Raw genomic sequence first — 13,709 nt, 5'->3', positions numbered from 1 at the left:
AAGCGCGCGGCGTGCGTGGCGTGGGTCGCCCGTTGTGGCGATCAGAAGAACCGATAGTTTAACGTCGCGAGGAACGTGCGGCCGTTACCCGGCACAGCGCGCCCGCCGTCCGATGGAATCAGCGCGTCGTAGTAATTCTTGTCCGTGATGTTCAGCACGTTGAACTGCACGTCGTACTTTTTCGCGTGATACGCAGCCATCGCATCCCAGCGCGTGTAGCCGCCGACCTTCACGAAGTTGTTGTTCGCCGCATAGCGCGAGGACGTGTAGATCGGACCGCCGCCGATTTCCCAATGCGGCGTGAATGCATACGTCGTCCACAACGTCAGCATGTTGCGCGGCGTGTTCGCGGGCGTCTTGCCGGTGGTGCCGTCGAGCGCCTTGAGAATCGTCGCGTCCATGTACGTGTAGCCGCCGAACACTTGCCACTTGTTCGTGATGTGGCCAGCGACGCCGAGCTGGTAGCCGCGCACGCGGATGTCGCCGTCGAGCGTGTAGCTGCCGTCCGCGTTCAGCGTGCGGGCGTTCGTCTTCTCGATGTTGAAGAGGGATTGGGTGACCGAGAGGCCGCCGCCCAGCAGATCCCATTTCGCGCCGACTTCGTACGACTTGTTGTGCTCCGGCGGCAGGCTCTGCGTGTTGTTCGTGAGCGTGAGCGCTTCGAGCGACGGATTGAACGACGTGCCGTACGACACGTAGTAAGACTGCCAGTCGGCCGGCTGCCAGATCACGCCGCCGCGCACGCTAGTGAAGTAATTCGTCTGCGTCGCATACGAAGGCGAATTGATCGAGTTGTGGATCGACGCTTCGTAGCGGTCCCAACGAAGGCCGCCCACGATTTTCCAGTGTTCACCGATCGAAACGGTGTCGTTCGCATAGACGCCGACGCCGTTCGCGCTCGATTCGGCGAGGTTCGTCGCAACGGTTTTGGCATTCGACGGACGCGTCGTATAAGATGGATCGACGAGCGGCACGATGGCGATCGTGTTGGACGGAAGGCCCGGCGTGGTGGTTGCGAAACTCTGGTTGCTGTACGTTTCGTGGCTCAGATCCACGCCCGCGACGACTTCGTGCTTGATGAAGCCGGTGTTGAACTTCGCCTGAATGTCGGTCGAGTTGTAGACCGAATGGTCGTTGATGTTGCGGTCCTTGCCCTGCAACTTCACGAACAGTTGCGACGGATCGATCGTCGTGAAATTGCCGTTGGTCAAAGCCGTCGACGTCGGCAGCGGACCCGTCAGCACCGACGCCGCGTTCGTCGCGCGCGCTTCTGTGCTGTAGTGGCTGAACTGGGTCTGGTTGCGCACCTTGAGGTTGTCGTTGAAGCGGTGTTCGATGCGCGCGTTGAGCGTCTGCACGTCCTGGATCGTGCGGTCGTCGGTGAAGCCGTAGAACGTGCCGCGATTCACTGGCGCGGGATGACCGTTCAGCGCCGGAATGCCGTAGTCGGGCTGATCGCGGTTGTGTTGGATCAGCGCGGACAGCGTGATTTCCGTCGGCGTGCCGATGCCGAATTTCACTTCGGGCGCGACGCCGTAATCCTTGCTCTTCATCACGTCACGCGAGGAAGCCAGGCTTTGGCCGAATGCGTTGATCCGGAACGCGGACGTCGACGTGATCGGCGTGTTCAGGTCGACGGTCGTGCGGTAGCGGTCATGCGTGCCGGCCTGCACGGAGACATCGGCACGGGGCTTGAGCGTGGGCTGCTTGCTGACCTGATTGATGACGCCGCCCGTCGAGCCGCGCCCGAAGTACAGCGACGACGGGCCGTACAACACGTCAATCGATTCGAGGTTGAACGTGTCGCGATAGTACTGGCCGCGATCGCGGAAACTGTCGAGGTAGATGTCGGTGCGCGCGGAGAAGCCGCGCAGATTGATGTTGTTGCCGATTTGCCCGCCTTCCGCGGCACCGATGGTGATGCCCGGCACGTTGCGCAGGGCGTCGGTGAAGGAACTCGCAGCCTGCGATTGCAGCACGGCCTTTGGCACAACGACGGCCGCTTGCGGAATGTCGCGCAGCGCCGTTGGTACTTTTGCGCCGACGCTCGACACGTCGGGGGCGAAATCCGCGGACGTGCCGTTTTGGCCCGTCACTTTGACGGCGGGCAAGGTGGCGCTTTCCGCTGTCTGGCTCGAAGAGGTGGAAGCTGGTGCCGCGCTTTGGCCGCCGGTCGCGGTCGTTGCAGTCGTTTGAGCGTAGAGCGGCGTCGCGAACGCGACCAGAACGGCCGCCGCGAGAGGCGTGTTTCGGAACATCTCGATACCCTGTCGTTGTCGCTATTTTTCTGATTCGACGGACGCCAACGCCCGTTGCAGCACCGACAGGTGGACTGTCTGCCCCAAAGCGTTATGGACCCATCGTCTTGTTCTCAAATGAGAATCAGTATCATTACACGGATGATAATAGTTCGCAATAATTCGTTACGCATCGGAAATTTTTCAGGCGGCGAATTGGGCTTGCGGTTTGGGGCGACAGCCGGCGGACGAGGGCGCGATCAGGAGCGCGTGGTTTTCGTGAGGAGATAGGGGATGTAGCGAGGTGTTCGTTGAGCTCCTTCGGATGCCGTGGCCAAAGAAAAAGGCCGGTTAGCTTTCGCTAATCGGCCTTTCGATTTCTTTGGTGGGGCGTGAGTGACTCGAACACTCGACCTACGGATTAAGAGTCCGCTGCTCTACCAACTGAGCTAACGCCCCCAACAGAAGCGAAATTATGCAGCATGTTCCAACCGTTGCCAAGCCCCCGTTAGCAGTTTTCTTAAAAATACCGCGAGGGCCGTGTAGAGCCTTCGCTCGTCAAAACCCATGCCGTCGGAAACGCGTCGCGTCCGGCCTCCCGGTATCATGTCGCGGACACTTGCCGCTCCGCGCCGCGCGGCTTTCAACGGGGAATCGTCATGGATGACAAAGAGATCGCCGAATTGCTCGACCGCGTCCTCGCGCCGTGGGTCCGGTCGCTAGCGTTAAGCCCCGTCAAGGTCGATGCCGACAGCGCCACGCTTCGCCTGCCTTTTTCCGGCGAACTGCGCCATTCGGGCGGCGTCATCTGCGGACAGGTGTTCATGGCTGCGGCCGACACCGCGATGATCGTCGCCATTTCGGCTGCGCTCGGCGGCTTCAAGCCGATGACCACCGTATCGCTCAATATCAGCTTCATGCGCGCCGTACGTAACGGCGACGTGCTGATCACCGCGCGTGTGCTGCGTCTGGGCCGCAACCTCGTGTTCGGCGAAGTCGAACTCTTCGACGACACCGGCAATATGGCAGTTCACGCGACGACGACCTACGCGTTGCTCGGCTGAAACGAGCCGCCAAGCGGCATTAGAGGAAATCAGGATGTTCGATCAGGTCGTATTCGCGGGCGGCGGCAATCGCTGCTGGTGGCAGGCGGGCTTCTGGGACGTCGTGCAACCGGAGTTGCGCATGCGTCCGCGCGTCATCGCCGGCATTTCGGCCGGTGCTGCCACCGCGTGCATGCTGTACACGCGCGATTCGCAGTGGGTCATGCGCTATTACGAAGACGCGCTGCGCCACAATTCGCGCAATGCCTATTGGGGCAACCTGCTGCGCGGCGAGTCCGTGTTCCCGCATTACCGCATCTATCGTCAGGCGCTGCTCGATATTTACGGCGAGAACTTTTCGTCGCTTGCCGATGCGCCCGAAATTCGCATCGGTGTTTCGCATCTGCCGCGCTGGCTGGGCGCGCGCAGCGCCGTCGCGGCAGGCCTGATCGCGTACAACATCGAAAAATACGTGCGTAAGACATTGCACCCTACGCTCGGACAGACGCTCGGCTTTCACCCCGAGTTCGTGCGCGCACAGGACTGCGCGACCGTCGAAGATCTCGCGGACCTGATTCTGCAATCGTCGAGTACGCCGCCTTTCACGCCGGTCCTACGGCGCAACGGCCGCCCGGTGCTCGACGGTGGAATGGTCGATAACGTGCCCGTCGGTGCGCTCGACGCCGACGCGCCCGGCAACGTGCTCGTGATGGTCACGCGCCTCTATCCGCGGCCGCAGATGTTCGTCGTGCCGCACGGCGCGCAGCAGCGGCTTTACGTGCAACCGTCGCGCAAAGTGCCGATTTCCAGCTGGGACTACACTAGCCCTTCGCAAATGGTGCATGCCTACAACCTCGGCCGCGCGGACGGCGAAGCTTTCCTCGAACGCATGCCCGATCTGCTCGAAATCGCCGCCTGACTTTAGCCCTTACCGTCGGCGTCCGCCCTGCAACGCTTCGGGATTGGCCACGCTAGCGGTGTCGCCGGCGTCGAAAGCCAGGATGTTCCGGAACGCCGCGCTGAAATACAGCTCGTAGCTCTCGCGCTCGACATAGCCGATGTGCGGCGTGCAGATCACATTCTCCATGCGCAGCAGGCTATAGCCCTGCAGAATCGGCTCGCTTTCGTATACGTCGATCGCGACCATGCCGGGACGATTGTGCGAGAGCGCATTGACAAGCGCGTTTTCGTCGAGCAACTCGGCGCGGCTTGTGTTCACTAGCAACGCGGTCGGCTTCATCCGCATGAGATCTTCCTGCTTGACGATGCCGCGCGTGTCGTCGTGCAAGCGTAGATGCAGTGACAGCACGTCGCTTTGCTCGAATAACGCTTCGCGGCTTTCCGCGACGCCGTAACCATCCGAGCGAGCGGCTTCGCGCGAATGCTCGCGGCCCCAGATCAACACGTTCATGCCGAACGCCTTGCCATAGCCGGCGACGAGCCGCCCGATCTTGCCATAGCCCCAAACGCCCAGCGTCTGACCACGCAACACCTGACCCAAACCGAAATTCGGCGGCAGTGCCGACGTCTTCAGGCCGGACTGCTGCCAGGCGCCTTGCTTAAGGTTTGCCACGTATTGCGGAATGCGCCGCTGCGCGGCCATGATAAGAGCCCACGTCAGTTCGGCCGGAGCAATCGGGGAGCCGCTGCCCTCCAGCACGGCGATGCCGCGCTCGGTACAGGCGGCGAGATCGATGTGGTTGGACACCTTGCCCGTCTGGCTGATCATGCGCAAACGCGGCAGTTTATCGAGGAGTTGCGAGCTAATGCGAGTGCGTTCCCGAATCAGAACAAGAGCGTCGACTTCCGAGAGACGGCTCGCCAGTTGGCCGAGCCCGCGCACGGTGTTGTTGAAAACTTTGACCTCATGGTCGGCCAGCAGTTGAAAGCAATCGAGCTTGCGAACGGCGTCCTGATAATCGTCGAGGATGGCAATCTTCATGGTATGTGTCTTGCGCCGCACCAGGAAGGTGCGGAACGGAGTGTTATGCTGACTGTCCCACCATGTGACCCAGGTCACATGCCGGTGTGGCTGGATGCCTTACCGTAGAAGCTGCCGCGGAGAACGACAGCGTTATGGCAAGGCCGATTGACATCGTTTTTAACAGTTTGTTGCGTGTTGAGGCAAGCCGCTTTACAGACGGTTGCAGACGCCCGTCCCGCGCGCCTTCGCCCAACAGACTGCGTTGAAGCCCGTGATGACCTGCGCAATTGCGCGTCGGTTTGTAGAAACTGGCGCAACCAGTTAAATGCCTCTCGCATGCAGCATCGCCGGGCTTGTACCGTTTTCCAATTCCCTACAAACGGAGACAAGTCGATGAATCTTCCATCATTCGAAGGACAACCCACGGTCAAAGCGTCAGTACAGGCGCCGGAGTGGGTCAAACATCGGAAACTGATCGACTGGGTCCAGCGCGTTGCCGCTATGACCAAGCCAGACAACATCGTCTGGTGCGACGGCTCGCAGGAAGAGTACGACCGCCTGTGCGCGCAGATGGTCGAAGCCGGCACGCTCAAGAAGCTCAATCCCGCGAAACGCCCGAACTCGTACCTCGCATGTTCCGATCCATCCGATGTCGCGCGCGTCGAGGATCGCACTTTCATTTGCGCGCAGCGCGCAGAAGACGCAGGGCCGACCAACAACTGGGTCGCGCCGCAAGAAATGCGCGAAACGCTCAACGGCCTGTTCGACGGTGCAATGCGCGGCCGCACGATGTACGTCGTTCCGTTCTCGATGGGTCCGCTCGGCTCGCCCATCGCGCATATCGGCGTCGAACTGAGCGACAGCCCGTATGTAGTCACCAACATGCGCATCATGACGCGCATGGGCCGCAAGGTGTACGACGTGTTGGGCGAAGACGGCGAGTTCGTGCCGTGTGTGCATTCGGTCGGCGCGCCGCTGGAAGCGGGCGCGAAAGACGTGCCTTGGCCGTGCAATCCGACCAAGTACATCGTTCATTTCCCCGAGACGCGTGAAATCTGGAGTTACGGCTCAGGCTACGGCGGCAACGCGTTGCTCGGCAAGAAGTGCTTTGCGCTGCGCATTGCATCGACGATGGGCCGCGACGAAGGCTGGCTTGCCGAGCACATGCTGATTCTCGGCGTGACTTCGCCCGAGGGGCGCAAGCATCATGTGGCCGCGGCGTTTCCGTCGGCCTGCGGCAAGACCAACTTTGCGATGCTGATTCCGCCAGAAGGGCTGAACGGCTGGAAAATTTCAACCATCGGCGACGATATCGCGTGGATCAAGCCGGGCAAGGACGGCCGTCTGTACGCGATCAATCCCGAGGCAGGCTATTTCGGTGTGGCGCCGGGCACGAGCGAAAAGACCAACTTCAACGCAATGGCGACGTTGAAGGAAAACGTGATCTTCACCAACGTGGCCCTGACCGACGACGGCGACGTCTGGTGGGAAGGCATGACCGACGAAGCGCCCGCACACCTGATCGACTGGCAAGGCAAGGATTGGACGCCGGCGAGCGCGAAGGAAAGTGGGCGCAAGGCGGCGCATCCGAATGCGCGCTTCACGGCGCCGGCGTCGCAGTGTCCGTCCATCGATGCGGACTGGGAAAATCCGGCGGGAGTGCCGATCGACGCGTTTATTTTCGGAGGCCGCCGTTCGACCACGGTGCCGCTCGTCACGGAGGCGCGCAATTGGGTCGAGGGCGTCTACATGGCGGCGACGATGGGCTCGGAGACGACCGCCGCGGCCGCCGGCCAGCAAGGCGTGGTGCGGCGCGATCCGTTCGCGATGCTGCCGTTCTGCGGCTACAACATGAGCGACTACTTCGGCCATTGGCTGAAAACGGGCGAGCGCTTGCAGCAGTTGAATGCGAAGCTGCCGAAAATCTTCTGCGTCAACTGGTTCCGCAAGGGCGCCGACGGCAAGTTCGTGTGGCCTGGCTTCGGCGAAAACATGCGGGTGCTGGGCTGGATGGTTGGCCGCATCGAGGGTACGGCGCGAGGCGAGGAGCATGCGTTCGGCGTGTCGCCGCACTACGACGACATCGACTGGAGTGGTTTGGACTTTAGCCGCGAGCAGTTCGAGCAAGTAATTTCGGTCGACGACGCCGCCTGGCGGGCCGAGCTCGCCCTCCATGCCGAACTCTTTGACACATTGCAGCAAGGCTTGCCGCCTGCATTGGCCCAAGCAAAGAGCCAACTGGAAGGCAAGCTCGCCGCCTGACCATGTGAGCGTTCACTCCGCATGCGGGAGCCGCCTTCGGGCGGCTTTTTCATTTGCGGCGTCACGAAACGTTGTCGTCATAGTGCCGCCACGGCGGCGAGCGCGGCCGGCGGTCTATTCGGAGACACACCCGCCGCAAGCTGCATCGCAGCACATTGTTTCGTATTAAGGAACAATCAGTGATGGTGCCTCACACTAGGGCGCACAGTCGCACAAAATTTGACGAGATTTCCGCTTTTGCGGGCAACTTCTGCACGATTGCGCGAGTCGTAGGAGAATCCCTAGTTCGCTTCCAATGGTTATCACCAATTGTCAGGAAGCCGTAACACGGCAGGAGTCGTCATATGGATCATTTGCAGTCGATGCGAGTTTTCGTCAAAGTGGCGGATCTCGGCAGTTTTGCCCGCGCTGCGAGCGCGATGGATATTTCCAACGCAGTTGCCACCCGTCACGTTGCCGACCTCGAGGGGCGTCTTGGTACGCGACTGCTGAACCGCACAACCCGCAGCTTGTCGCTGACCGAATCCGGTCAGGTCTATCTCGAGCGCGCGCGCCAGATTCTCGACGAACTCGAAGACGTCGAGCAGATGGTGGTCGCGCGAAATCACGAACCCGTCGGCACGTTGCGAATCGTCGCGCCGGTCGTATTCGGCTTGCACAACCTCGCTCCGGTGCTCCAGACCTATGCGGAGCGCTATCCGAAAGTCATTCCCGACGTGACGCTGGTCGACCGCCAGGTGGATCTGGTGGAAGAAGGTTTCGACGTAGGCGTCGTCATTGCCCGGCACATGCGTAGCGCGAGCATCGTCACGCGGCGTCTGACCACCGGCTGCATGACCGTTTGCGCAACGCCGGCTTATCTGGAGAAGCACGGCACGCCCACGCGCCCCGAGCATTTGCTGGAGCATCCGTGCCTGAGCCTGCCCTCCGAGTATTGGGGCGATGAGCGCGTGTTTACGGGCCCGGAAGGCGAAGTGCGCGTGCGTCCGTCGAACGTGATCGTGGCGAACAATACCGAGATGCTGCGTCAGTTCGCGCTGCTTGGCATGGGCATCGCGATCCTGCCGAGTTATCTGATCGGCCGCGACATGACGCGCGGAAGGCTGGTGCGCTTGCTCGGTGATTATCGTTTGCCGCAAGTCGAGATCAACATCGCGTATCCGAGCCGTCGTCACTTGCCGGCGAAGGTGCGCACCTTCATCGATCACCTGGTCGAGCATTTTAGCCAGACGCCGAACAGCATGCTTGGCGAACAGTGGATCAAGGACGGCGTCGGGCGGCCGGCTTCGCAGGCGTCGTTCGAAACGGCGGATTCGTCGATGCCTCCGGAAGCCTTTGACGGCGCCGAGCCACTATCGCGACTGCTGGACAGCGAGTTGTCGCCGGTGCCGAAGACGTTGGCCAAGAGCTCGAACCGTACCCGGCCCGCGGCGTTGACGCCGCTGTAAAGGCGGTGCGCAATACGGGGCGCGTAGTAGAAGCGCATTCCGAAGGGCATTAAAAAAGCGCGGTCACCTCAAGTGATCGCGCTTTTTTATCGTGAGCGTCAGACCAGGCGGGCCGCAGCGGAGAAGCCGCAGGCCGCGCCATCTTGCCGCTCGATCAGGAGCCTGTTTTACGAGCTGCCGTCTTTTTGGCTGGCGCCTTCTTTGCTGCAGCGGTTTTTGTCGCCGGGGCTTTCTTCGCCGCGGTTTTTTTCGCCGCTGGCGCTGCCTTCACTGCGACCGCTGTCTCGTCTTCGTCCGACTCTGCATCCGCACCAGCCTTTGCAGCCGACTTCGCCGCCGCGGTCTTCGCAGCCGTCTTGGCCGACGGCTCTTTCTTCTCGAATTCGAAGCCGATCTTGCCGTCGCTCTGCTTGACGAGGAACGCCTTGAAGTTACGACCTGTGCGCGATGACTTGAAATTCGTCAGCAGGTCGGTGCGTCCTTCCTCGAGCAGCTTGGCCATCTGCTCGCGAGCGATCTCCTGCTGCAAGATGACTTTGCCGGAGCGGAAGTCGCAAGTCTTCGGGCTCGCGACCGAGTTCTCGCAGACGTAGCTCATGCCATGCTCGAACACGCGGCCCTTGCATTTCGGGCATGCGCCCACCGATTCCTGATCGGAGAAGTCCGGCGGTTCGCCGTCTTCACCGCCCGCGTCCTGACCGAAATCAAACTCGAGCTTGTAGTTCTTGATTTCGTCGTCGAGCGAAAGCTTGAGGATCGCCGAGAACGGACGGCCCATCTTGCTGCGGAAACCCGACAGCGGTCCGATCGTCTTGTTCTTCAGCAACTCCTCGACTTCTTCTATCTCGAACTGGCGGCCGCCCGGAATCTTCGAAATCGAGAACTCGCACTTCGAACACGCGAAGCGGCGGTAATTCTCCTTCACCTGGCCGCCGCAATTCGGACACGGCGTTTGCAACGTCGCGTAATCGCCGGGGATCGTGTCCGAATCGTATTCTTTCGCGCGCTTGACGATGGTCTGCGTCATGCGGGCTATTTCCTGCATGAACGCGTCGCGCGGCAGGTTGCCGCGTTCCATCTGCGACAGCTTGTATTCCCACTCGCCCGTGAGCTCCGGTGCCGTCAGTTCCTTTACGCCGAGGCCGCGCAGCAGCGTCATCAACTGGAATGCCTTCGCGGTCGGAATAAGATCGCGGCCTTCGCGAATCAGATATTTTTCACCCAGCAGACCTTCGATGATGGCGGCGCGCGTGGCCGGCGTACCGAGACCTTTCGCGGCCATCGCCTCGCGCAATTCGTCGTCTTCCACGAGCTTGCCCGCGCCTTCCATCGCGGAGAGCAACGTGGCTTCGTTGTACCGCGCAGGCGGTTTCGTCACCAGTTGCTGGGCGGCGATCCTGTCGGTCTTGACTTTCTCGTCCTTCTGCACCGGCACGAGGTTGGCATCTTCACCGCTGATTTCGCGGCCGTAGACCTGCAACCAGCCCGGCTCGACCAGCACCTTGCCTTCAGTCTTGAAGTGATGACGGACCACTTCCGTGATGCGCGTGGTCACCTTGAATTCCGCTGCCGGGAAGAACACCGACAGGAAGCGCTTCACCACGAGGTCGTAAAGCTTCTGTTCCGGCTCCGACAGATTCTTAGGCGCTTGCAGCGTCGGGATAATGGCGAAGTGATCGCTGATCTTTGAGTTATCGAAGATGCGCTTGTTCGGTTTCACCCAGCCCTTATCGAGCACCTGCTTGGCAAACGGCAGATAGTTGTTGCTCTCCTTGAGCATGCCGAGCGTCTGCGTGACCGTATCCATATAGTCTTCGGGCAGCGCGCGAGCGTCGGTCCGCGGATAGGTCAGCACCTTGTGCCTTTCGTACAGCGCCTGGGCGAGCCCTAACGTGTTCTTCGCCGAGAAACCAAAGCGGCCGTTCGCTTCGCGCTGCAAGCTGGTCAGGTCGAAGAGCGCAGGCGACAGTTGCGTGGACGGCTTCGATTCCTCGCTCACCGTACCGATCTGGCCGCGACACGCCGCCACGATCGTCTCGGCCGCAGGCAGCGCCCACAGACGCGAGTCGCGCTTCTCCGGATCGAACTCGTCGCGCTTGAACTTCGGGTCGAACCAGCGGCCCTCGTAGAAACCGGCCGCGCAGACGAACTCCGCTTTCACTTCCCAGTAGTCGCGCGGCACAAAGCGGCGAATTTTCTCTTCACGTTCGACGACGATAGACAGTGTAGGCGTTTGCACTCGTCCGACCGTGGTCAGGAAGAAGCCGCCGCCTTTACTGTTGAACGCGGTCATCGCCCGCGTGCCGTTGATGCCGACGAGCCAGTCCGCTTCCGAGCGGCAGCGTGCGGCGTCGGCGAGCGGCTGCATTTCCTCGTCGCTGCGCAGACGCGCGAAGCCGTCGCGGATCGCGGCAGGTGTCATGGATTGCAGCCACAGGCGCTGCACCGGCTGCTTCGCTTTCGCGTGCTGCGCGATCAGGCGGAAAATCAGCTCGCCCTCGCGCCCCGCGTCGCATGCGTTGATGAGGCGGTCGATATCCTTGCGCTTGAGCAGCTTGGTCAGCACCTTCAGGCGCGACTCGCTTTTCGCAATCGGATTCAGATCGAAATGCGGCGGAATGACGGGCAGATTGGCGAAACTCCACTTGCCGCGCTTGACTTCGTACTCGTCGGGCGCGGCGATTTCCAGCAGGTGGCCCACTGCCGAAGAGAGCACGTACTCGTCGCTCTCGTAGTATTCGTCATGCTTGGTAAAACCGCCCAAAGCGCGCGCGATGTCGTTCGCGACGGAAGGCTTTTCGGCGATGATCAGTGCTTTAGACATGACTCGATGTGAGGTTGGTATATCCGGGTTGGTGGCCTTGAGCGCGCCCAGTTGGCGCGACTCTCGTTTGCGACCTTGCGACCCATTAACGACCGCTTTATAGCACACGGCGCGAAAGCGGCGTGTCAAGTGCCATAAAAGCGCGCCATCATAATTGCGCGTTCAGCAATCGGGCAAGCTGCGGCAAACGCGCTGTGCGCCGGTCGCAACCGCCATGCCGCAAGGGCCTGCGCGACCGTCATGCGGGCGCTCAGGCGACCGTCAGCGCCGGCCGTAATTTGGGCGCGCCGCTTACGCCGGGCAATGCGGTCAGGTCCGACAACATCCGCTCGACGATCGCCGTCTGCGGCAAGACGGTGCCGAAAAATCGTGTCGTTACTGAGTCTTCGATCAGGATGGTCGGAAAATTCTCGACATCGAGATCGTCGAAGCGGTCCGCATGGGTTTCGATGTCGATCCATGCGAAACAGATTTCCGGGTGCCGCTCGGCCAGCTTGTCGAACGCCTCCTGATACTCGCGACAGGTTCCGCACCATTCCGCGCACAGGCAGGCAACGAACAGCGTGTCGGGTTCGTTGACGCGCTCGGCAATCCGGTCTTGGTCGGTGTCGAGATTCAGCGCGGGCATGGTGGTTCCTCGGATGCTTTGTGGAATGCTTTGGCGCGAATGTAGCATGGCCGATCCCGGAGAGTGGTCAAGCTCGGTCAAGGTGGCTTAGCCGTGGCTTGCTCGCGTGTAGCGCCCGCCGGGCAGCGCGCTGACGTGGCCGGCCAGTTCCAGCTGGAGCAACGTCGTTTGGAGAACGGCGTAGTCCATCTCGGTGCGCGTGGCCAGTATTTCAAGGGGCGTTGGGCTGTAGCCGAGCGCGGCGAGCAGCCGTGCGGCGTCCGGGCCTGGCGAGCCGACCACGTTGAACGTGCCCTCTCCGGCCGCCGCTTGCGTCGACTCTTCGCGCTGCGCCGAGCCCATTGCCGCACTGCCGGCCGCCGTGACGAGAGACGCCTGCGTCGACGCCTTTTCCCGCCCGGCGCCCGCGACTGCGGGCGCGGCTTTGGAAAAACCCAATTCCTCCAGCACCTCCTCGGGCGTCTCCACAAGCTTCGCGCCCTGCTTGAGCATCCGATGACACCCACGCGACAACGGCGCGTGGATCGAACCCGGCAACGCAAAGATATCGCGGCCCATCTCGTTGGCGAGGCGCGCCGTGATGAGCGAGCCCGAACGCATAGCCGCCTCGACGATCAGCACGCCGCTGACAAGCCCCGCGATCAACCGGTTACGCTGCGGAAAGTTGGCGGCGCGCGCGGGCGTGCCGAGCGGCCACTCCGAGAGAATCGCGCCTTGCACCGCGATTTGCCGCGCAAGAGCGTGGTGCGCCGCCGGATAGACGAGATCGGCGCCGGTGCCGATTACAGCGACGGTGCTGCCGGCGCCCTCGAGGCCGCCCCGATGCGCCGCGCCGTCGATGCCCTGCGCGAGCCCCGACACGACGGTCACGCCCGCCGTCGAAAGCGTCCGCGCGAAGCGTTCGGCGTCTTCCATGCCTTGCGGCGTCGCGCTGCGGCTGCCCACCAGCGCGACGGCTCGGGTATGCAGCAGATCGAGCCGGCCCTTTATATATAGCAGCGGCGGTGGATCGGGCATGGTGAGAAGCGCCGGCGGATACGCCGGGTCGTCGAGCGTCACGAGGTGGTTGCCGGGTAGCTCTCGCCATGCGATCACCGCGCCGAGCTGAGCATCGAATTCGGGACTCGCCGGAGCCAGTGTGGCGCGCGCCGCAGCGTCGCCGGCGACTGCGGCGAGCGTTTCATGATCCTGCTGGAGGATCGCTTCGGGCAGTCCGAAGGCTGTCAGCAGCACGCGCAGCGCCGCGGGTTTCAGCCCCGGAGCAAGGGAGAGCCGCAGCCACGCGGCGACTTCAAGATGGGTTGCAGGCAAGGTGTGCATTGCAGATCGATCCTCGTACAGGG

Annotated in this window: 9 protein-coding genes and 1 tRNA gene; 4 read left to right on the top strand and 6 right to left on the bottom strand. The window is 61.9% G+C overall.

Features of this window, described 5'->3' with window-relative positions; all coding sequences use genetic code 11:
* Positions 1-41: 41 nt before the first annotated feature.
* Together F759_RS0106280 and F759_RS0106275 are read right to left on the bottom strand one after the other, a co-directional pair.
* Positions 42-2,258, bottom strand: a complete 2,217-nt coding sequence (locus F759_RS0106280; RefSeq protein WP_027799102.1) for a TonB-dependent receptor — start codon at positions 2,256-2,258, stop codon at positions 42-44.
* Between the two features lie 362 nt (positions 2,259-2,620).
* Positions 2,621-2,696: transfer RNA gene (locus F759_RS0106275), tRNA-Lys, on the bottom strand.
* A gap of 200 nt (positions 2,697-2,896) precedes the next feature.
* Between F759_RS0106275 and F759_RS0106270 the strand changes: the two genes are divergently transcribed.
* Together F759_RS0106270 and F759_RS0106265 are read left to right on the top strand one after the other, a co-directional pair.
* Positions 2,897-3,301: a PaaI family thioesterase gene (locus tag F759_RS0106270; protein ID WP_027799101.1), complete on the top strand. Its 405-nt coding sequence runs from the start codon at positions 2,897-2,899 to the stop codon at positions 3,299-3,301.
* A gap of 34 nt (positions 3,302-3,335) precedes the next feature.
* Positions 3,336-4,199 (top strand): patatin-like phospholipase family protein, encoded by an 864-nt coding sequence (locus F759_RS0106265; protein ID WP_027799100.1) that lies wholly within the window; start codon positions 3,336-3,338, stop codon positions 4,197-4,199.
* 9 nt (positions 4,200-4,208) lie between these two features.
* On the opposite strand, the gene F759_RS0106260 is transcribed toward F759_RS0106265, so the two are convergent.
* Entirely contained in the window at positions 4,209-5,222 is a 1,014-nt protein-coding gene (locus F759_RS0106260; RefSeq protein WP_027799099.1) for a D-2-hydroxyacid dehydrogenase family protein, read from the bottom strand.
* A gap of 375 nt (positions 5,223-5,597) precedes the next feature.
* Between F759_RS0106260 and F759_RS0106255 the strand changes: the two genes are divergently transcribed.
* Positions 5,598-7,466 (top strand): phosphoenolpyruvate carboxykinase (GTP), encoded by a 1,869-nt coding sequence (locus F759_RS0106255; protein WP_027799098.1) that lies wholly within the window; start codon positions 5,598-5,600, stop codon positions 7,464-7,466.
* 344 nt (positions 7,467-7,810) lie between these two features.
* On the top strand, positions 7,811-8,914 hold the full coding sequence (locus F759_RS0106250) for a LysR family transcriptional regulator (protein ID WP_027799097.1): 1,104 nt from the start codon (positions 7,811-7,813) through the stop codon (positions 8,912-8,914).
* Positions 8,915-9,068: 154 nt separating this feature from the next.
* Here the strand turns inward: F759_RS0106250 and F759_RS0106245 are convergent, their stop codons facing one another.
* From F759_RS0106245 to dprA, 3 genes are all read right to left on the bottom strand, one after another.
* A complete protein-coding gene (locus F759_RS0106245) occupies positions 9,069-11,738 on the bottom strand; it encodes a DNA topoisomerase III (protein WP_027799096.1) in 2,670 nt (889 codons plus the stop codon).
* Positions 11,739-11,988: 250 nt separating this feature from the next.
* Positions 11,989-12,366: a thioredoxin family protein gene (locus tag F759_RS0106235; RefSeq protein ID WP_027799095.1), complete on the bottom strand. Its 378-nt coding sequence runs from the start codon at positions 12,364-12,366 to the stop codon at positions 11,989-11,991.
* Positions 12,367-12,453: 87 nt separating this feature from the next.
* Positions 12,454-13,686, bottom strand: coding sequence for a DNA-processing protein DprA (gene dprA / locus F759_RS0106230; protein ID WP_027799094.1), 1,233 nt, complete (start codon positions 13,684-13,686; stop codon positions 12,454-12,456).
* Positions 13,687-13,709 lie beyond the last annotated feature (23 nt).

Origin of the sequence: Paraburkholderia dilworthii, from assembly GCF_000472525.1 — a bacterium.
Lineage (GTDB): Bacteria > Pseudomonadota > Gammaproteobacteria > Burkholderiales > Burkholderiaceae > Paraburkholderia > Paraburkholderia dilworthii.
This window is presented reverse-complemented; position numbering and strand designations above follow the sequence as displayed.

Coding starts and splice junctions, on each gene's coding strand:
- F759_RS0106250 (WP_027799097.1), top strand. CDS start 7,811: ATGGATCATTTGCAGTCGATGCGAGTTTTCGTCAAAGTGGCGGATCTC.
- F759_RS0106235 (WP_027799095.1), bottom strand. CDS start 12,366: ATGCCCGCGCTGAATCTCGACACCGACCAAGACCGGATTGCCGAGCGC.
- dprA (WP_027799094.1), bottom strand. CDS start 13,686: ATGCACACCTTGCCTGCAACCCATCTTGAAGTCGCCGCGTGGCTGCGG.
- F759_RS0106265 (WP_027799100.1), top strand. CDS start 3,336: ATGTTCGATCAGGTCGTATTCGCGGGCGGCGGCAATCGCTGCTGGTGG.
- F759_RS0106280 (WP_027799102.1), bottom strand. CDS start 2,258: ATGTTCCGAAACACGCCTCTCGCGGCGGCCGTTCTGGTCGCGTTCGCG.
- F759_RS0106260 (WP_027799099.1), bottom strand. CDS start 5,222: ATGAAGATTGCCATCCTCGACGATTATCAGGACGCCGTTCGCAAGCTC.
- F759_RS0106255 (WP_027799098.1), top strand. CDS start 5,598: ATGAATCTTCCATCATTCGAAGGACAACCCACGGTCAAAGCGTCAGTA.
- F759_RS0106245 (WP_027799096.1), bottom strand. CDS start 11,738: ATGTCTAAAGCACTGATCATCGCCGAAAAGCCTTCCGTCGCGAACGAC.
- F759_RS0106270 (WP_027799101.1), top strand. CDS start 2,897: ATGGATGACAAAGAGATCGCCGAATTGCTCGACCGCGTCCTCGCGCCG.